Origin of the sequence: Gleimia sp. 6138-11-ORH1 (assembly GCF_024814355.1) — a bacterium.
Taxonomy (GTDB): domain Bacteria; phylum Actinomycetota; class Actinomycetes; order Actinomycetales; family Actinomycetaceae; genus Gleimia.
On record NZ_JANUXV010000001.1, the window covers coordinates 593,094 to 610,811 of the forward strand.

The following is a 17,718-nucleotide window of genomic DNA, read 5'->3' on the forward strand; positions in this document are numbered from 1 at the left end:
GTTTCTAATTGTGCTTGTGGGCACTGCCGGTAAGTTATCTTGCTGGCAGTGCCCTTTGCGTTGGTTTTGTTGGGGTTAGCGAATGGCTGCGCGTAGTTCTTCGGCTTTGGAAGTATCTTCCCAGGTGAATCCGGAACGTCCGAAGTGCCCGTAGGCAGCGGTTTTTGCAAACCCTGGTTCTCTTAACTTTAGGTCGCGGATAATAGCTGATGGACGTAGATCGAATACTTCTGCGACTGCGCGGTTTAGGGCTTCTCTTGAAACGGTGCGGGTACCGTAGGTGTCAATCCAAAGGCCGACGGGTTCGGCACGCCCAATTGCGTAGGAAACTTGGAGTTCACATTTGGCGGCCAGTCCAGCTGCCACAATGTTTTTCGCAATCCATCGCAGGGCGTAGGATGCGGAACGGTCTACTTTGGTAGCGTCTTTTCCTGAGAATGCGCCGCCTCCGTGGCGGGCGTAACCGCCGTAGGTGTCCACAATTAGTTTTCGTCCGGTAAGGCCTGTGTCGGCGGCAGGGCCACCGTAAACGAATCGCCCGGAGGGGTTGATGAGGAAACGTGTTTGGGAAAGGTCTAATCCATTTCCGTGTTCTGCCAAGACGGGTTTAATTACCAGTTCTCGCACGGCTTCGCGGATTTCTTCCAAGCTGATTGTTTCTGCGTGCTGGGTGGAGACTACTACTGTATCCAGAGCAACTGGAGTCCACTCGTCGTATTGAATAGTCACCTGAGTTTTTCCGTCTGGGCGGAATTCAGGGACTTCGGTGCGGCGAACTTCTTCTAGTCGCTGAGCTAGTTGATGCGCTAAGGTAATTGGAACTGGCATTAGCTGTGGGTTGTCTGAGCAGGCGAATCCGAACATGATTCCCTGGTCGCCGGCTCCTTGGAGGGAAAGTTCATCCAAGGAGTTTTCTTCGCGGTTTTCTAAAGAGCGGTCTACTGACTGGGCGATGTCGGGTGACTGGGTGTGAATCAGGCTGGTGATTTTTACAGTTTCGGCATCGAACCCTTCATTGGGATGGGTGTAGCCAATCTTGCGGATGGTGTCACGCACGATGGCTTCAACATCAAAGCTTCCGGCGCAGGTGACTTCTCCAGCTACTACTACAGTGTCGGTAGTAACCAGGGTTTCTACCGCGACGCGAGCCATAGGGTCAGTGAGTAAGGCGGCGTCTAAAATAGCGTCAGAGATCTGGTCACTTACTTTATCTGGGTGGCCAGAGGTCACTGATTCGGAGCTAAATAGTCTGGAGCTTTTCATTCTCTATTTTCTTTCTAGAGTTAAGAACGTTTCTTACGTGCGAATACTGTTGCCACCAGGGCAGCCAGTTGCGGAGCGATTGCTGCTTTGCTTCCGGCGAATTTAGTGAGGGTAGTTCCCGTTGCGTCTAAGATAGTCAGCTGGGTTTGTACGTCACCGAAGCCGGTTTGCCGTCCTACTTGATTGACGGCCAGCAAGTCTGCTCCCTTCCGAATAGCTTTTTCGCGCCCATATTGGGCGACTTGTTCCGCGTTCCCTGTTTCCGCGGCGAAGCCGACGGTTATGAGGTGTGGGAAGCGGTTTACTGCGCTGGCTAATATATCGGGATTTTTAACCAGCTCGAGAGTGAGGGTTTCGTCCTCTCCCCCGGTTTTCTTTATTTTTTGTTCCGCGGTGTTAGCGGGACGAAAATCTGCTACTGCTGCTGCAAATACCCCGATTTGGCTTTGCGGGGCTATTTCCATCACTGCTTCGAACATTTCTTGTGCCGAGGGCGTATTGATAACGCAGGTTCCCGGGGGGATATCTACGTCGGTGAGATTTGCTCCGATGAGGGTTACCTCTGCCCCGAAAGTTTGGAAGGCTTTGGCGATTTCTACCCCAAATTTTCCGGTGGAACGATTTCCGATATAGCGTACTGGGTCGATCGCTTCATGGGTGCCCCCGGCGGTAATGAAAACTCTAATTCCTTTAAGCTGTTTTGTTGCAGTTTCTACCGGAACTGTTTCCGCAGCTGAATTAGAAGCGGTGGGTTTTTGGTAGAGGAAGTTAAAGATTTCTGCTGGTTCGGGAAGGCGTCCTTTTCCGAAATCTCCAGAGGATAGTTCCCCGGTTTCTGGTTCCATAATCAGGTAGCCGCGTTCACGGAGTACTTGGAGGTTTTCTTGGGTGGCTGCATTTTCATACATTGCTGTATGCATTGCAGGGACTAAGACCACTGGGCAGGTGGCAGCTAAAATGGTGGTGGTGAGCAAATTGTCGGCTCTGCCACTGCGAATTTTAGCGAGTAAATCTGCCGTTGCTGGCGCGATTACAATAAGTTCTGCTTCGCGGGCTATTTCCACATGTTCTACATCTGCTGCGGAATCGAATACGCCGGTGACTACCGGCTGTCCGCTGAGAGCTTCCCAGGTGGTTTTACCAACAAAGTTGAGACTATTTTCGGTTGGAATGACCCGCACCTGGTGTCCAGCTTTAATGAGGGCGCGCACCAGGTATGGAATCTTATAGGCGGCTATACCACCACTAACCCCCACCACAATTCGGCGGGGGCTAGTAAGAAAGTCAGAAGCTAATTGCAAACTGCTACTCTCAAAAATCAGCGGTTAGCGTTTTTCTTCCAGGACCAGCAAACCTTCGTTGATTTCACGTAATGCGGTACCAAGTGGTTTGTCATCTGGTTCTACTGGAACTACGGGGCCTACGAACTGCACCATGTTGTTTTCCATCTGCAGGTTGTAAGCGTTGATCTGGCGAGCGCGACGAGCAGCGAAAACAACCAGAGCGTACTTTGAATCTACCTTATCCATCAGTTCATCGATTGGTGGATTAGTAATGCCTTCTGGCTTGGCAACAATTCCTGCCATGATTCCTCTTTCAGTACTGATTATTTGTTAACGCTTAGAATCTTACGCTAATTCAAGCAACTCGGCTAGTTCCGACACAGTGCGATCCACCTCATCATTGACGACAATGTGGTCGAATTCGTCTTTGGCTGCCAGTTCTAGTTTTGCTGTTTCCAGGCGACGCGTCATTTCTTCTGCTGACTCGGTTCCTCTCCCCTGGAGACGCTTAACCAGTTCTTCCCATGATGGTGGGGCGATGAAAATAAATAGGGCATCCGGCATTTGCTGGCGAACTTGTCGCACGCCTGCCAAGTCGATTTCTAAAATCGCCGGGACTCCCTGTGCCAGCTGCGCTTCGATGGGGGCTTTCAAAGTACCGTACTTGTTGACTTTGTGGACGGTAGCCCATTCTAAGAACTCATCGCGTGCAATGGCGCCCTCGAAATCCTCATGGGAGAGGAAATGGTAGTCTTGCCCGTCGATTTCTCCCTCGCGCGGAGCCCGGGTGGTGGCTGAAACAGAAAGGTAGACGTGCGGGTATTTTTCTAAGAGGGCGCGCACTACAGTTCCTTTACCAACTGCCGTGGGGCCGGCAATTACTGCCAGGCGAGGTTTCTTCTCAACGGACATAGAAATACCTTTTCTTTCGATACTACTTAAGGTAGGTAGGTAGGTAGGTTTACGAGTTCTAGTTTAGAGCATCTGTAAAAGTTGGTTGCCGGCGATTCCACATAAGGCCGCCCAGATGATTGACACTGCCGTGCCGATGATGAATTTTTCAGCTGAATGAGGGTGCGCTTTTAACTCTGGGTAGCGCCCTAACCCTTTAACTGCGATTACTGCCGATAGCATTACGGGAGTGCCAGTGAGGATGATTAGGGTAACTGCGAATCTTTCTAAACGACCGATCCAAAGCCCGCCTCTGAGAATTTCTCGGGCGGGTTTTTCGCCGTTAAGTAGGGTAGCTTTTTGTGTTCCTGAGTAGTTAGTTTCCCACACTGGTTCAACGGCAGCCTGTTTGAGAATGAAGTTCACCAGCGGACTACCAAGGGCAACCGATAAGCCAATGGCGCTAAGTGAAATAACTAATTGAGTTAAAGAACCCAGGTAATTGGCAGACCATAGTAAATCCGTTAGACCTTGAATCTGATTCATGAGCGGTTTAATCCTTCAAGTAGCCGGATAGTCAGGGTATCTGTTCCGGTTTCTAACTCCCAGTTTGCAGCTTTTAATACTTTGGAAATAGCCGCTTTAGAAACGCCGGTTTCTTCGGCTACTGCGGTGGCTGACGGGGCTTTTTCACGCAGGGCAATGATTTGTTTTTGTCGTTCAGTCCGCTGGGCGATCAGCATACATTTGGTGCGGATGAGGGATTGTAGTGAGCTGGCGATTTCGCTGTTTTTACCGGTGTGCAGGGCAAAGGCATAGGGGGTTTTCTTAGCTCTTTCCACGGCTTTGCGGGCGTTGACGAAGGCTTTGCCGGTGCCTTCGGTGGTTGAGGTGATGCCGGTGATTTCGGCTTCTCCGATGCCCAGTCCGCAGTGCCATTGGCCCAGGTTGGCTAAGAGTTTGATGGCTTTGAGGGCTTCGTTGGCGTCAGCTACTACTCCTTGGATTTCGTCGCCTACGGTGCGTTCGAAAGGCAGTACGGTGCGTACGTGGGCGAGGATTCTTAGGGCACGGGGGACGGCGTCTTCGCCGGTTTTACGCGAGTCTTTTTGATCTGCGGTGATAACGTACATCTTCCACCTCCTAAGTTAACTATAATCGGTAAACTCTTTCATGTAAACCAATTTCAGTATACTTATCGGTTTTGGCGAGCAAAGCTTTCCTTCTACTATACCGCCTCTACCCTATTTTATGGCGGAAAATCAGTGATTTACCGGGCGTTCTAATGGCAGCTTGCTATAATGAACTTATGAATACCCTGCGCACTGGAGTATTTTCAACTGACTTAGGAGTGGTCCATTATCAGGTGTCCAAAGTCAGTTCTACTGACGCGCCCTGGCTGGTGTTCTTACCGGGTTTAACCGCAGATTCCACGTTATTTAAGTACCAGTTGGAAGCTTTTTTGGGGCGGGCGAATCTACTGGTGTGGGATGCTCCGGCACATGGCAAGTCCCGCCCGTTTCCGCTTTCTTTTAGCTTGGCTGATTTAGCGACTTGGCTGCAGCAGATTTTTCTTTCCGAGGGCGTCACTGAACCTGTTTTGATTGGTCAGTCGATGGGCGGTTATTTAAGCCAAGTATTTATGCAGAAGTTTCCGGGCGTAGCCCGGGCTTTTGTGAGCATTGATTCGGTGCCGATCCTGCGGAGTTTCTATTCCGATAAGGACCTGTGGCTGCTGAAGCATAGTTCTTCATTCCTTTCCCCCATGCCTTGGTCTATGTTGCAGGCAGCTACGGTGAGAGGTTCAGCTACTACCCCACTGGGCCGGGAGAATATGTCTTTGATTGTGAAGCAGTATGCGGCGCGGGAATATGTGCAGTTGGCGGCTTTTGGGTATCGGATTATTGCCGAGGCAATTGAGCAAGCATCTTCAGAAGGTCTAAGTGTACCGGCCCTGTTAATTTGCGGCACAAAAGACCGGGCAGGAGAAATTCGGAAGCTCAATCAGCGCTGGAGTCTTATGTCAGAATTGCCGATAGTGTGGGTGAAGGGCGCGGGACATAACTCTAACGTGGATGATCCGGACACCGTGAACCAGGCGATTACTAAGTTTTTAACGTCTTTAAAAGGTTTTAGTTTCTTTAAAGAAACTGTTATAGGAAAGGAATAGCCATGGAAATTGTTGACGTAGATCTACCTGACCAGTTTGATGAAGACCTGCAGTGCCACCACACGCTGGTGGTGGAAACCAGCGATCCCCTAGCAGACTTGGCACTGCTAACTATCCCCCCAAGCGACGCCCTGCCCGCCCACGACAACACGCCGAAGTTGCGGCGTGAAAAGCCTGTAAAAGTGATTAAGCGATTTAACGAAGCGCAGAACCGATAGCGCCCCTGCTACTCGAATTCATCAAAGCCCATAGCCGATCATCGTTATTAAAGTAAGAAAGTCGATGGATGTGTCAGCGTAGTTAGCAGTTGTTAACCAGCTCCAATTAGGCGGACTTGTGATGCTCCTTAATATTAGATGTTGAGGACTTCCCCATAACTGCAAGTTCATCAAGGAATGTTACGGATTGGTTTTAGGCTCTCATTGTTTCAAAATAGTGACGCGTAACTCTATGCAAAACGGATCTGTACGCTTTTGGCTTCGTGACATCGAACAAAACTAAATTATTTCCCCTGGAAACAGAACTAGGAAACAAGATCCCATCAAAACCATTAGCTTGCAAGAGCTCACAAATAAATTGATATGGCAAGTATTTAAGAACTCGATCAGCTTTAACAATCGGCGTTGCAAGTCCTTGTGCTATTTCTTTGAATAAGGAAAGAAACACGTTTAATGTTGCAATGTCATCAGTTTCCTCTACCCTAAAAGGCGAAGAGTATGATGCATTATCGCGTAAATCAAGCACTTTCCCCTCGGTTATTTTAAAGAACGCAACTTGTACTATTTCACCTGGATCAGGCCGAACTTCAGCAATAGCAGTGTCTTCATCGGAAGCTAAATACAAAACAGGTATGCCTGCAGAATTAGCACGACCAGAAGTAGCTTTCTCAGGAGGCGGTGCTCCCATATATTTAATTTTATATCGCGTGCCCAAAACTACGCGGGCACGATACCATTTCTTGTCGTCAAGATCTTTTATATCTCGGGCAAGAGACTCGACACAAACAAGAAAAGTATTTAAGAAATCCTGAAGCGTACTTCCTCCAAATCCTAGTTGCAGCTCTCTGAAAAACCACCTTCTTTCATGCCGAATCGTTTTAACCAAGCCATGCCAAATTGCTTTTGGATCTGAGAATTTAGTTTGCTTCAATAAATACTTCGCCGTCAGCAAATCTGGATAGTTTGGGAGTAGCTTTTCGACTAGCTCTTCACGTTTGTCAGCCGGTAGCAATTTTGAAAACAATGACCAATCGCGTTGCAACGCATCAGGAAAAAGCTCTCCCGCAGAATCTTCCCAGTACGCTTCAAATAATTTTTCGAAGGACTCTGTCAACTCACAAATTTCAATCGAAACTTGTTTTTTACTACCACAGTAATAGCATTTCGACACGATAGCCTTTATTGAATCTTTATTTAAGAGTTCTCTTAAGTAAGAATCCCTAAAGCATTCTTGACAGCAAAAATCTAGATCAGTCATTTCAATTATTCAACTAAGGAAACAATGGTTTCGATATGGTGCATAATAGAGAGTTTTTTCAATACTCCTAAACCAGGAAAATGTTTTCTTTCATAAAGGTCGACTAATCCTTGAAGTCCAAGAGAATCAATAAAAAGATTGGGGTGTTGTTCTCTAAAATTAATCAACTTTGACAGCGCGTTCATATAACGTTCAGCGATTACTGCACCATCGCCTGATACGAAATGTCTACATTCGATTACGTCATAACCGTCTTTATTCGAATATGTAAGATGAATAGCAACTGCTTTTACAGGACCACCACTTTCGGAATAGCCTTCCCCGATAGTCTGAAAGTCTCCGAATCCATGAAAATCTCCTTCTGAATATTCAAGAGGAATATCAGAGAAATAATCATACTCCGGGTAATCTGCGTTCTTTGATTGCTTGGTAAAACCATCAAAGATCAACATCTTGTTTTCCGTTGTAAACTGCTCAATTGCCCTGTCAGGAACACGATAGAAAAAGAGTTCAAGATCCTTATCCTGAAGATTTAGCGCATTAATATCCTCTTGTCGGAATTCAATATTCTTCCATATTATTAGTGCAATTTTTTCTGCATTCGGAACATTTCGTTTAATCTCAGAAACTATCCGTTTACCGTCTGTCCCACTTAAGATTAAAATAGCTGGAATTATCTTGAATTCACCATTATTCTTACGACAAAAGTCTAAAAGAACGCTGTTATCATCTTTAAACTCACCAACTTGAGGATTAATAACTAAGTAAGACTCAACTTGCGCATCTCTTAAAGTTGCTAGAGTAGAGGTAAGTTTCGCCATATTACGTCGGACAGGTTCTATAACCGGATGAACCAGCTCACCGTTTAGCTTTCCTCGACTTGCCATCTCTTGAAGCGCTGCAAGTTCGAATTGTTTTCCTCGTAAGTATGGGTAATACATGCTTCCTCCAAGAATAGTGGCTGACGAATTGCCTCAAGGTAATTTTCTCTTGCAACTTTGGTTTTCAATAAGCAAAGTGCCATTGATTTTGAGTATATCGGAAAACAATCAAGTTCCGAGCTAAGATAACTGAAGTCTCGGGATTTACGTAAGGTACCTCGAATACATGTAGAAAGTTCTTCAGGATCCGCGGCACGAAAGTATGATGAAGCTATCCTATGGAATAAAGTGTTAGGGACTTCTTCCATTTCAAATCCAAGTCTTTTAATCACTTCAAGCACCTCCGCCTTCCGTAAAGAAGCGGCCATTGTTACAGGGTCATTGAATGCAATCTGGTCCTCTGCACGCCGTTCTATATGTAGTGTCCCACGTTTAGTTAATACTATGATTCCAACATGTGAAGGCATCTCCTTTTTTATGGTTCTTACGTGTTTTTCGGCTGTTACTACATTGATAAACCTGAAAAAACGACGATAATCTTCAAACTGAGAGGATAATCTGAAAAGGCTATCTCTATCTGATTTGATTTCATATGCGATTAACTCGCCGTTCACGATACCCAAGTCAAGAATCGAATCCCGAACTCTAAATTCGTTCAAAACGGTCGTCGTATTCAACGAATGTCTACCGAGCACAAGTTTTTCAATAATCTTATTACGAAAGTAGTAGTCCGGCCGTAAACCTTCTTTAGATAAAACTTTATAAGCGTAAGCATAAAGTTCGTCAAGATTCAGAAAATCTAACGGATGTACCCCCGCTTCGGATAAAATTCGCATTAACCTATCACGATAGGTACCTTCTGATATTGCACGAACCATAGAGGGAGCAAACAGCTGAGATAAAGCTATTGAATCCATTTTCCCTTCCTAGATTCTTTTTCACAGCTGAGCGAACACACTCACATCAACACTACTCTAAAATCCATTGTATTTCTATTTCTCTAAGATAGTTCATTTTCTGATTCATTTTGATTGTTTCGAGCAGAAGGAAGCTGATTTGTGATTCCAAATGGGACATGTGCGCATGGAATTGACTTTACAGTACCCTCGAGATGCTTTATCTGGTCATCGAAGAAAATCTGTGGTCTCAGTTCGTTAAGAATCAAAGCTTTCTTAATGCCCCAAGGAAAAACGCATCATTAACGTAAAGCCCATGTTCTTTCAAAATAAACAATACACGTTCATCAGCGGGTGCATTACCGGCAGTTACAATAGCAATTCGAAGTTTGGGACTATGGTCAGAGTGTGCCTTAGAGATCTCTAACTCATGCTTACGGATACGGTTCAACGCTTTCAGTAAATCCGTTAATGGGCCCTCATTGAGAGGAATAGACGCGTTTTCTGCCTCATGTTTCTGATATTCCTTCATACCCTTATTTTGAGATATACCTTCTGCACTATCCCCGGCAAGCACCCCATCAAAGTCGAAGGCTATCAGTATTTCTTCACTGTTAGCGTCTGGCACTGGGCTTCCAATAACTTGCCCGGCGGAAAACCCAAGATTAGTAGCATCCTCAACATCTTGTGGATTTGCTGAAAGAAAGAGTGAAATATTGAGTACCGGAATAAAGTTATAAAGAGACTTACCCTGGGTAAAAATTGCACGTGTAACATTTAAACCATGTGCTTTAATCGATTTCATTACTTGTAAGCCAGTTTGTGGGTCATTACGCGAGAGAACAATTACTTCTATGAGGGCGGCATTTGATTCGTTCAACGAGTTAAAGCTGAGTAGACGTTTAATAAAGTTAAAGGCTACGCCAGGGGCAAGAACGTCATCAACTTTAGCATCCTGATATTCGCGATATGCTTTCTCTCCTTTTTTCACGAAAATAAACATCTGAATCTTTCAAATCAAATAAAGCGCTCGACGCAATACCGATCACCAGTTTATTCTCTAGCGGATAGCTCAAATGAATCACCTACTTTTCTGGGTTGAAGGGTAAGAGGAAGCTGATTAGATGCTAGGGAGCGGCTTGAAACGGTTAACAACGACTGGATCAAGCAAAAAAGGTATTTAGTCTCAAAATCGAGAAATTACATTCCTGCAACGGGAACATAAAACCCCAGACGCAGTTACTGAACTCCCAGGTAGTCAAAATATGCTGCCACTTTGACTCATGCGAACTTGTCATAGTAACTACTTTAGCTCCAAAGCATAGGGCGCGAAGCAAAATACTTCGCGCCCCGCACTATGAAACAGTTCTGTTTACACCCCCAAAGGTACATCCACTTCAGCCACAGACTTAGCCAAAGCAGCCTGCAGTGCCGAAACCGACGGCCCGGCTTCTAACAGCCCGCGGGAGGACGACGCCAGTACCTGTGGGAAGTGACCGGCAAAACGCTTGCGAATATCTTCTGCATCCGCGCCCTGCGCGCCAAAACCCGGTGCCAAAATCGGACCATTAAATACCGCAAAAGAATTCCCTAAAACTTCGGTCATATCCTTTACAGTTGCCCCAATCACAACACCGAAAGAGCCTAAACGAGCGTCAACACAATGCTTCGCATTCGCCTCATTCGTCCACTCCATTACCTGCGCCGCCACCGGCACGCCAGAGCCAGAACGGGAACGCTGCAGGCGCTTACCCTCCGGATTAGAAGTCAGCGCCAAGCTGAACAACCCCTTACCATGCTTAGCCGCTAAAGCCGCCGTAGCATCATAGGCAGAAGCCCCCATGTAAGGGGCGATCGTAATCGCATCAGCCTCAAGCGGAGCGCCCTCGGGAAGAAAAGCCGCAGCATAACCAGCCATTGTGGACCCAATATCCCCGCGCTTCACATCCAAAATCGTCAGCACCCCGGCAGAACGCGCGTCACGCAGCAAATCCTCTAGCACTGCCCAACCGGCAGAACCGAACCGCTCATAGAAAGCCGACTGCGGTTTAATCGCCGCCGCACCCGCCAAACCTTCCAACGCGATCTTAGAAAACTCGCGCAAACCCGCCACCGAATCGGGCAACCCCCACTTCGCCAGCAGCGACGCATGCGGGTCAATCCCCGCACAAACGTGACCGCGTTCTTCCATTGCTACTCGCAGCTTAGAACCAAAACGCATCGTCTATTCCCCTCCCGCGCGGCGTGCCAAACGATCCGCGTCATATTCTTGCAAAGTACGAATCTGGAACTGGCCGCGCCGCTCAACCTCAATCGCCTGCACCGCCGCAGAAAACGCCTGCAAAGTCGTCAAAACCGGCTTGCCCATACCCATCGCTGCAGAACGAATCTTATAACCATCCTGGCGGGAAGACTGTCCCTGCGGAGTATTGACTACCATCTGCACTTCCCCACTTTGAATCAAATCCAAAATAGTAGGCTCGCCCGGTAAACGCTCAGACTCCTTATGCACCAACTGCACATCAATGCCATTGCGACGCAAAACAGAAGCAGTACCCTCAGTTGCCAAAATCTTAAAACCCAGATCAACCATGCGTGAAGCTGGGAAAACCACCGAACGCTTATCCGCATCCGCAATGGAAATGAAGATAGTCCCGGACTTTGGTAGGCCGCCGTAAGCGCCGTGTTGGCTCTTCGCGAACGCCGCTGGGAAAGACAGGTCCTTCCCCATCACCTCTCCGGTTGAACGCATTTCGGGACCTAAAATAGTATCCACAATCATGCCGTTCTTATCGCGGAAGCGGTTAAATGGCAGCACTGCTGCTTTCACAGAAATCGGCTCATCCAAGTCTACGAAAGAAGCATCCTGCGCTGGCAGTTCCCCGCTGGCACGCAGCTGGGCGATGGTGGCGCCCAACTGGATTTTCGCAGCTGCGCGGGCCAGGGAAACCCCCAGGGCCTTGGATGCAAAAGGCACCGTGCGCGAAGCTCGTGGGTTGGCTTCAATCACGTACAAAACGCCAGAAACCAGGGCGAACTGAATGTTCAGCAGGCCGCGTACACCCACGCCCTCGGCAATCGCGCGCGTAGATTTCACGATTTGCTCAATCTGCCGGGAAGAAAGCGTCATCGGGGGCATCACGCAAGCAGAATCGCCAGAGTGAATCCCCGCTTCTTCAATATGCTCCATAATCCCACCCATAAACAGGTCGGTACCGTCAAACAGGGCGTCCACGTCAATTTCCACCGCGTTATCTAAGAAACGATCGATTAGCAGCGGCCCATTTTCAAAAGCATCACCTAAACGTTCCAAATAGCCGAGCATACCCGGCTCATCGTAAACGATTTCCATGCCGCGTCCGCCCAAAACAAAAGATGGGCGCGCCAACACCGGATAACCCACCTGCGCGGCGGCTGCCACGGCCGAGGCCGGAGAAAGTGCTGTTGCATGTGCCGGGGAAGGTAGTTGAGCTTCTTCCAAAACTCTTCCAAAAAGTTCCCGATCCTCAGCTAAAGCAATCGCCTGTGGGCTGGTCCCCACAATCGGCACCCCGGCTTTTTCGAGTTCTTCTGCCAAAGAAAGTGGCGTTTGCCCGCCCAGTTGCACCAAGACTCCCTTTATTGGACCAGCTTGTTTTTCCGCGTAATACACCTCGAGGACGTCCTCTAAGGTAAGTGGTTCAAAATAGAGCCGATCAGATATATCAAAGTCAGTGGAAACTGTCTCCGGATTGCAGTTAATCATGATAGTTTCGTACTTTTCACGCAAAGCTAAAGTAGCGTGCACACACGAGTAGTCAAACTCAATCCCCTGCCCGATTCGGTTTGGGCCAGAACCTAGGATAATGACCGCTTCTCTTTCCCGCGGTTTTACTTCCGTAACTTCATCGTAGGAAGAATAGAAGTATGGGGTTGTAGCTTGGAATTCGCCGGCGCAAGTATCCACCGCTTTGTAAACTGGGCGGAGGTTGAATGCTCCGCGCAGTTGTCGCACCACTTCTTCAGATAGATTCCGTAAAGAAGCAATCTGCCGGTCAGAAAAACCGTACTTTTTCGCTTTGTGGAGGATTTGCGCGGTAAGTGCCGGCACAGTTGCTACCTCGGTAGCAATTTGATTAAGCTGCTGGATTTGGTTAATGAACCAAGGGTCGATTGCTGTGGCAGCGTGTACCTGTGTTAAAGAAGCCCCGCCGCGCAAAGCCTGTTGGACCTGCACTAAACGCTGTTCAGTTGGGGTGGTGGCAGCTTCTAAAAGAACTTCAACTTCTTCAGGGGTGGGCGCTGGCCCGTCCCAGTGGAAAGTAACTCCCTTTTTGTCGATGGAGCGTAAGGCTTTTTGTAAGGCTTCGGTGAAGCTACGTCCCAGCGCCATAGCTTCTCCTACTGACTTCATTGAGGTAGTTAAGGTTGGGTCTGAAGCTGGGAACTTCTCAAATGCAAAACGGGGTACTTTAACCACAATATAGTCCACTGCTGGTGAATCTGCCGCCGTTTTTTCCGCAACCAGGTCATTGGGAATTTCATCTAAGTTATATCCCAATGCCAAACGGGTAGCGATCTTAGCGATCGGATAACCGGTAGCTTTAGAAGCCAAGGCAGAAGAACGCGAAACTCGCGGGTTCATTTCGATTACCACTACCCTGCCGTTAGTTGGGTGAATCGCGAACTGAAGGTTACAGCCTGCTTGATTTACCCCCACTCCAGCAACAATGTCGGCACCAATTTTAACCAGGTGGGCGATTTCGTCCCCGGTCAGAGTCAGTGCCGGAGCAATCGTGATTGAATCGCCGGTGTGCACCCCCATTGGGTCTACGTTTTCAATCGAGCAGATAGGAATGCAACGACCAGTCCGGTCCCGGACAACTTCCAACTCGATTTCTTTCCACCCCAAGATTGATTCTTCTAACAGCACTTCACTGGTTAGAGAGTTCTGCAAGCCAGCCCCGGCAAAGCGCCGTAATTCGGTCTCATTATGAGCAAATCCTGACCCTAATCCGCCCATGGTAAAAGAAGGGCGCACTACCAGCGGGTATCCGAGGGTTTCTGCAGCTTCCAAACATTCTTCCATGCTGTGGGCAACTACAGAGCGGGCCACTTCAGCTCCGCAGGCCTCTACAATTTTACGGAACTCGTCCCGATCTTCTCCGGCGCGAATTACCTCAGCGTCAGCTCCGATTAGCTCCACTCCGTACTCTTCTAAAACCCCTGCTTCAACCAGTGCCATAGCAGCGTTTAATGCCGTTTGCCCACCCAGGGTAGGTAAGATCGCATCAGGGCGTTCTTTTTCGATGATTTTTCGGATGGTTCCTACATTAATTGGCTCCACATAGGTGGCATCTGCCATAGCTGGATCGGTCATGATCGTAGCTGGGTTAGAGTTGATTAGAACAACCCGGATTCCCTCATCTTTTAGGATTCGACAAGCCTGGGTACCTGAATAGTCGAATTCGCAGGCTTGCCCAATCACGATAGGGCCAGAGCCGATTACCAGAACGGATTTAATGTCAGTGCGCAGTGGCATTAGATTTGCTCGCTTTCAATGACGCGGGTTACTAAGTCAGATTTGATGGACGCGGGGATTTTCGCGTTTCGCTCCAGGTTCCTCACCGTTTCTGGGAGGGCTAAGCCAGAGAAGATTCCTGCTTTTACCGAGGGGTTTTGCTGTATCAGCTGTCTCACGGCGCGGGTATCGATTCCGCTGATCCCGATTACTTTATGGGAGCTAAGCTGAGGTTCTAACTCTGCTTCTGCCGTCCAGTTTGAGACGATTTGGGCAGGTTCGCGCACAATCATTCCAGCAGCCAAATAGGCGCCGTTTCCGCGGGCTCCCACGTTCCCAATATGCGGGCTGGTGGATAACACCAGTTTTCCTTTATTTTCTGGTTTACGGAGTGCTTCTTCATATCCGCTGATAGTTGCGTCAACTACCACCGCTCCAGTAGTTACGCCTTTTTTCCCCCAGGCAAACCCGCGGAAAATAGTTCCATTTGTGAAAACTAGCAGTGCGTCTGTGGTTGTCATCGGTTTTCCTTTGCCACTGGTTTTGCGTCAAATACGGTGAAGTCACCGTTGTACATGGTGTACATGACTTGTCCGTCCAGGTTCTCCCCAACAAACGGAGTATTGGTTGAACGAGTCCACTGAGTGGCGGGATCAATCCGGCGAACTACGGTGGGGTCTACAAAAGTCAGGTGTGCGGGGGCTCCTACTGCGATTCGGTGGCCTTGCTGCGCGACTTGCCCAATTTTTGCGGGGGCTTCAGATAGGACTCGAGCCACGTCTTGCCAGCTCATTCGCCCGGTTTTCACCATGGTGGTGATGATTACTGGGAGGGCGGTTTCTAAACCGGTCATTCCAAAAGCGCCGGCCTGCCACTCGCAATCTTTCTTTTCTAACGGATGCGGGGCATGGTCGGTACCTACGATGTCAATGGTGCCATCGGCTAATCCGGCGCGTAGCGCTTCTACGTCTTCTTGGGTGCGTAGGGGCGGATTGACTTTATAGAGAGGGTTGTAGCTGCAAGCCAGGTCTTCGGTGAGGAAAAGGTGATGTGGGGTGGCTTCTGCGGTTACTCGCACGCCCATTGATTTTGCCCAGCGGATTAGTTCTACTGAACCGGCGGTGGAAACGTGGCAGACGTGCAGGCGCGAGTCTACATGCTTTGCTAAAGCAATATCGCGGGCAATGATGGCTTCTTCAGCTACTGCTGGCCAGCCAGCCAAGCCGAGTTTAGCTGAGAGTGGGCTCTCATTCATTTGGGCTTCGGCAGTTAGGTTAGGGTCTTGTGCGTGCTGTGCGATCACCCCGTTAAAGGTTTTCACGTACTCTAATGCTCTGCGCATTAAGAGTGAATCTGAAACGCACATGCCGTCATCAGAGAATACTCTTACTCGTGCTTTTGAGCTGGCCATACCACTCATGGCGGAAAGTTGTTTACCTTCCAAACCACGGGTGACTGCCCCAACTGGGCGGACTTGTAACCATCCGGCTGCGTCCCCTAATGCCTGTACTTGTTCAACAACTGAGGCGGTGTCTGCCACTGGGTTGGTATTTGCCATGGCGTGTACGCAGGTGTAGCCCCCTACTGCTCCGGCGCGGGTTCCGGTGTAGACAGTTTCAGCGTCTTCTTGTCCGGGTTCGCGCAGGTGGGTGTGCAGGTCCACTAAACCGGGGAGGGCAATTAGTCCGCTGGCATCAATTACTTTTGCTTTTCCGAGGGCGTCGCGGGCAGCTTTTCCGATGGCTATGATCTTTCCATCGGCAACAGCAATATCGGTGTTCTTTTCTCCGTAGGGTGCTACTGCGGTGATTAAGTATTGTTTGTTTTTAGACATGGTTTTCTCCAGTTCCAGCTAGAAGGAGATAGAGGGACGCCATGCGCACGCTCACTCCGTTATTGACTTGTTCTACGATTACTGATTTAGGTGAGTCGGCAGCTTCAGCACAGATTTCTAAACCGCGGTTCATTGGTCCGGGGTGCATGATGATTGTTTCGGGACGCAGTGATTTGAATCGTTCTAAATCTAATCCGTATTCGCGGTGGTATTCCGTGGGGGAAGGAAAGTATCCGCCCCCTAAAGAGGTCATGCGTTCTCTTTGGACTCGAAGCATCATCACTGCATCTGGTTCTTCACAAAGAGCCTGATCTAAGTTGTAGACAACTTTGCAGGGCCAAGTTTCCACTCCTACCGGCACCAGGGTGGGAGGCGCAACTAGGGTTACGCTGGCTCCCAGGAGGGTAAGTAAATCGACGTTTGAACGGGCAACTCGGGAATGAAGGATGTCTCCTACGATTACTACTTTTGCACCTTTTAAGTCAGTTCCCTGGGTTGGGCTGCTACCGTCTGCCTGATAGTAGCGTCGTAGGGTCATGGCGTCTAAAAGTGCTTGGGTGGGATGTTGGTGGGTTCCGTCTCCGGCGTTAAGAATCGGACAGTCAATCCAACCTGCGTAGGCTAGGCGGTGGGCTGCGCCGGAGGCAGGGTGGCGGATAATTACCGCATCCGCTCCCATTGCTTGTAGGGTGAGCGCTGTGTCTTTGAGGGATTCGCCTTTAGAAACTGATGAGCCTTTGGCGGCGAAGTTAATCACGTCTGCGGAGAGTCGTTTTGCGGCTGCTTCAAAGGAAAGTCGAGTGCGTGTTGAGTCTTCGTAAAAGAGATTTACGACTGTTTTTCCTCTGAGTGTGGGGAGTTTTTTTATTGCGCGCACTTGGGTGCTGGCCATTTCTTCAGCAGTGTCAAGTAGGTTAATGGCTTCCTCATAGGATAGGTCTGAGATATCGATTAAGTGTTTCATGCTGCACCTGTGATTACTACTGAGTTAGTTCCGTCTATTTCTTCGCAGTTGATGGTGACAATTTCTTGTCGCGAGGTGGGGAGATTTTTTCCGATAAAGTCAGGGCGGATCGGTAGTTCGCGGTGGCCCCTATCAACTAGTACGGCTAGCTGTACTATTGAGGGTCTTCCCAAGGCGAATAATGCGTCTAAAGCAGCTTTGGCGGTGCGTCCGGTGTAGAGTACGTCGTCTACCAGTACTACGCGTTTATTTTCAATTCCGCTTACGGGAATCTCAGTTGGGTGTGGCAGCCTGGTGGGTTGTTTTGCCAGGTCGTCTCGGTACATGGTGGTATCTAGGGTACCTACCTGCACTGGACGGGAAGTGATTTCGGCTATTTTTCCTCCGATCCGTTTGGCTAGGATTTCCCCGCGGGTGGGGATTCCCAGAATTACCAGTTCGGATATGGCATCGGAGTATTCGATGATTTCATAGGAGATACGGGTGAGTGCCCGATTCATTTCGTCCTCGTTGAGGACTATTTTTGTGCGGCGATTCATGCCGGCTCCTTCCCCGCCTCT

Annotated in this window: 18 protein-coding genes and 1 pseudogene; 2 read left to right on the forward strand and 17 right to left on the reverse strand. The window is 48.8% G+C overall.

Features of this window, described 5'->3' with window-relative positions; translation table 11 throughout:
• Nucleotides 1–75: 75 nt before the first annotated feature.
• The 6 genes from metK to NXS08_RS02530 all read right to left on the reverse strand — a co-directional run bounded on the left by metK (nt 76) and on the right by NXS08_RS02530 (nt 4,570).
• The gene (gene metK / locus NXS08_RS02505) at nt 76–1,263 is read right to left on the reverse strand and encodes a methionine adenosyltransferase (protein ID WP_259136863.1); all 1,188 of its coding nucleotides are present in this window, start codon (nt 1,261–1,263) and stop codon (nt 76–78) included.
• A gap of 20 nt (nt 1,264–1,283) precedes the next feature.
• Nucleotides 1,284–2,564: a bifunctional phosphopantothenoylcysteine decarboxylase/phosphopantothenate--cysteine ligase CoaBC gene (gene coaBC / locus NXS08_RS02510; RefSeq protein WP_259136865.1), complete on the reverse strand. Its 1,281-nt coding sequence runs from the start codon at nt 2,562–2,564 to the stop codon at nt 1,284–1,286.
• Between the two features lie 24 nt (nt 2,565–2,588).
• Nucleotides 2,589–2,849, reverse strand: coding sequence for a DNA-directed RNA polymerase subunit omega (rpoZ, locus tag NXS08_RS02515; RefSeq protein ID WP_259136867.1), 261 nt, complete (start codon nt 2,847–2,849; stop codon nt 2,589–2,591).
• A 42-nt stretch (nt 2,850–2,891) separates the two neighbouring features.
• Nucleotides 2,892–3,458 (reverse strand): guanylate kinase, encoded by a 567-nt coding sequence (gene gmk, locus NXS08_RS02520; RefSeq protein ID WP_259136869.1) that lies wholly within the window; start codon nt 3,456–3,458, stop codon nt 2,892–2,894.
• 63 nt (nt 3,459–3,521) lie between these two features.
• A complete protein-coding gene (locus NXS08_RS02525) occupies nt 3,522–3,983 on the reverse strand; it encodes a hypothetical protein (protein ID WP_259136871.1) in 462 nt (153 codons plus the stop codon).
• Nucleotides 3,980–4,570: a hypothetical protein gene (locus NXS08_RS02530; protein ID WP_259136873.1), complete on the reverse strand. Its 591-nt coding sequence runs from the start codon at nt 4,568–4,570 to the stop codon at nt 3,980–3,982. Before NXS08_RS02530 ends, NXS08_RS02525 begins: the two co-directional genes overlap by 4 nt.
• A 176-nt stretch (nt 4,571–4,746) precedes the next feature.
• Here NXS08_RS02530 and NXS08_RS02535 point away from each other — a divergent pair, with 176 nt between their 5' ends.
• Together NXS08_RS02535 and NXS08_RS02540 are read left to right on the forward strand one after the other, a co-directional pair.
• Nucleotides 4,747–5,607, forward strand: coding sequence for an alpha/beta fold hydrolase (locus tag NXS08_RS02535; RefSeq protein ID WP_259136875.1), 861 nt, complete (start codon nt 4,747–4,749; stop codon nt 5,605–5,607).
• 2 nt (nt 5,608–5,609) lie between these two features.
• On the forward strand, nt 5,610–5,825 hold the full coding sequence (locus NXS08_RS02540) for a hypothetical protein (RefSeq protein WP_259136877.1): 216 nt from the start codon (nt 5,610–5,612) through the stop codon (nt 5,823–5,825).
• A 193-nt stretch (nt 5,826–6,018) separates the two neighbouring features.
• Here NXS08_RS02540 and NXS08_RS02545 read toward each other — a convergent pair whose 3' ends face one another.
• The 11 genes and pseudogenes from NXS08_RS02545 to pyrR all read right to left on the reverse strand — a co-directional run bounded on the left by NXS08_RS02545 (nt 6,019) and on the right by pyrR (nt 17,697).
• Entirely contained in the window at nt 6,019–7,083 is a 1,065-nt protein-coding gene (locus NXS08_RS02545; RefSeq protein ID WP_259136878.1) for an RES family NAD+ phosphorylase, read from the reverse strand.
• A gap of 5 nt (nt 7,084–7,088) precedes the next feature.
• Nucleotides 7,089–8,024, reverse strand: a complete 936-nt coding sequence (locus NXS08_RS02550; protein ID WP_259136880.1) for a sce7725 family protein — start codon at nt 8,022–8,024, stop codon at nt 7,089–7,091.
• Nucleotides 7,949–8,881 (reverse strand): sce7726 family protein, encoded by a 933-nt coding sequence (locus tag NXS08_RS02555; RefSeq protein WP_259136882.1) that lies wholly within the window; start codon nt 8,879–8,881, stop codon nt 7,949–7,951. The genes NXS08_RS02550 and NXS08_RS02555 overlap by 76 nt, the downstream gene beginning before the upstream one ends.
• Before the next feature lie 83 nt (nt 8,882–8,964).
• A pseudogene (locus tag NXS08_RS02560) lies at nt 8,965–9,863 on the reverse strand (5'-nucleotidase).
• Entirely contained in the window at nt 9,808–9,945 is a 138-nt protein-coding gene (locus NXS08_RS07400) for a 5'-nucleotidase (protein ID WP_396232234.1), read from the reverse strand. Before NXS08_RS07400 ends, NXS08_RS02560 begins: the two are co-directional and overlap by 56 nt.
• Before the next feature lie 287 nt (nt 9,946–10,232).
• Nucleotides 10,233–11,081: an orotidine-5'-phosphate decarboxylase gene (gene pyrF, locus NXS08_RS02565; protein WP_259136884.1), complete on the reverse strand. Its 849-nt coding sequence runs from the start codon at nt 11,079–11,081 to the stop codon at nt 10,233–10,235.
• A gap of 3 nt (nt 11,082–11,084) precedes the next feature.
• Nucleotides 11,085–14,381 carry a carbamoyl-phosphate synthase large subunit gene (gene carB, locus NXS08_RS02570; protein ID WP_259136887.1) on the reverse strand — a complete coding sequence of 1,099 codons (3,297 nt, stop codon included), beginning with the start codon at nt 14,379–14,381 and terminating at the stop codon, nt 11,085–11,087.
• Nucleotides 14,381–14,881 (reverse strand): carbamoyl-phosphate synthase domain-containing protein, encoded by a 501-nt coding sequence (locus NXS08_RS02575; protein ID WP_259136889.1) that lies wholly within the window; start codon nt 14,879–14,881, stop codon nt 14,381–14,383. Before NXS08_RS02575 ends, carB begins: the two co-directional genes overlap by 1 nt.
• Entirely contained in the window at nt 14,878–16,194 is a 1,317-nt protein-coding gene (locus NXS08_RS02580; protein ID WP_259136891.1) for a dihydroorotase, read from the reverse strand. The genes NXS08_RS02575 and NXS08_RS02580 overlap by 4 nt, the downstream gene beginning before the upstream one ends.
• Nucleotides 16,187–17,158 (reverse strand): aspartate carbamoyltransferase catalytic subunit, encoded by a 972-nt coding sequence (locus NXS08_RS02585; protein ID WP_259136893.1) that lies wholly within the window; start codon nt 17,156–17,158, stop codon nt 16,187–16,189. The genes NXS08_RS02580 and NXS08_RS02585 overlap by 8 nt, the downstream gene beginning before the upstream one ends.
• Entirely contained in the window at nt 17,155–17,697 is a 543-nt protein-coding gene (pyrR, locus tag NXS08_RS02590; protein ID WP_259136895.1) for a bifunctional pyr operon transcriptional regulator/uracil phosphoribosyltransferase PyrR, read from the reverse strand. Before pyrR ends, NXS08_RS02585 begins: the two co-directional genes overlap by 4 nt.
• Nucleotides 17,698–17,718: the final 21 nt, after the last annotated feature.

Bases quoted from the DNA above. Each gene is read 5' to 3' on its own strand.
- metK (WP_259136863.1), bottom strand. From the start codon at position 1,263: ATGAAAAGCTCCAGACTATTTAGCTCCGAATCAGTGACCTCTGGCCAC.
- rpoZ (WP_259136867.1), bottom strand. From the start codon at position 2,849: ATGGCAGGAATTGTTGCCAAGCCAGAAGGCATTACTAATCCACCAATC.
- gmk (WP_259136869.1), bottom strand. From the start codon at position 3,458: ATGTCCGTTGAGAAGAAACCTCGCCTGGCAGTAATTGCCGGCCCCACG.
- NXS08_RS02525 (WP_259136871.1), bottom strand. From the start codon at position 3,983: ATGAATCAGATTCAAGGTCTAACGGATTTACTATGGTCTGCCAATTAC.
- NXS08_RS02530 (WP_259136873.1), bottom strand. From the start codon at position 4,570: ATGTACGTTATCACCGCAGATCAAAAAGACTCGCGTAAAACCGGCGAA.
- NXS08_RS02535 (WP_259136875.1), top strand. From the start codon at position 4,747: ATGAATACCCTGCGCACTGGAGTATTTTCAACTGACTTAGGAGTGGTC.
- NXS08_RS02540 (WP_259136877.1), top strand. From the start codon at position 5,610: ATGGAAATTGTTGACGTAGATCTACCTGACCAGTTTGATGAAGACCTG.
- NXS08_RS02545 (WP_259136878.1), bottom strand. From the start codon at position 7,083: ATGACTGATCTAGATTTTTGCTGTCAAGAATGCTTTAGGGATTCTTAC.
- NXS08_RS02550 (WP_259136880.1), bottom strand. From the start codon at position 8,024: ATGTATTACCCATACTTACGAGGAAAACAATTCGAACTTGCAGCGCTT.
- NXS08_RS02555 (WP_259136882.1), bottom strand. From the start codon at position 8,881: ATGGATTCAATAGCTTTATCTCAGCTGTTTGCTCCCTCTATGGTTCGT.
- pyrF (WP_259136884.1), bottom strand. From the start codon at position 11,081: ATGCGTTTTGGTTCTAAGCTGCGAGTAGCAATGGAAGAACGCGGTCAC.
- carB (WP_259136887.1), bottom strand. From the start codon at position 14,381: ATGCCACTGCGCACTGACATTAAATCCGTTCTGGTAATCGGCTCTGGC.
- NXS08_RS02575 (WP_259136889.1), bottom strand. From the start codon at position 14,881: ATGACAACCACAGACGCACTGCTAGTTTTCACAAATGGAACTATTTTC.
- NXS08_RS02580 (WP_259136891.1), bottom strand. From the start codon at position 16,194: ATGTCTAAAAACAAACAATACTTAATCACCGCAGTAGCACCCTACGGA.
- NXS08_RS02585 (WP_259136893.1), bottom strand. From the start codon at position 17,158: ATGAAACACTTAATCGATATCTCAGACCTATCCTATGAGGAAGCCATT.
- pyrR (WP_259136895.1), bottom strand. From the start codon at position 17,697: ATGAATCGCCGCACAAAAATAGTCCTCAACGAGGACGAAATGAATCGG.